The following is a 216-nucleotide window of genomic DNA, read 5'->3' on the forward strand; positions in this document are numbered from 1 at the left end:
CCCTGGTCGCGACATGCATTTCCTCAAATGGCTTTGCGGCTGACGAGATGAAACTGCAAGCCATCTCGGACAACGCGATCAAACCGATCATGGATAAATACGGCATCCCGGGCATGGCCGTTGCCATTACCGTTGACGGAGAGGACCACATCTTCAACTACGGCGTCGTGTCGAAGGACACCGACAAGCCCGTCACTGCGGCCACCATGTTCGAAC

1 protein-coding gene is annotated in these 216 nt (G+C 56.0%); it reads left to right on the forward strand.

What is annotated here, in order from left to right; all coding sequences use genetic code 11:
* Window positions 1-2: 2 nt before the first annotated feature.
* Window positions 3-216, forward strand: a 214-nt coding sequence (locus AF337_RS07405; RefSeq protein ID WP_244471202.1) for a serine hydrolase, incomplete at its 3' end; no start/stop codon positions are given.

Origin of the sequence: Rhizobium ecuadorense (assembly GCF_001187535.1) — a bacterium.
Classification (GTDB): domain Bacteria; phylum Pseudomonadota; class Alphaproteobacteria; order Rhizobiales; family Rhizobiaceae; genus Rhizobium; species Rhizobium ecuadorense.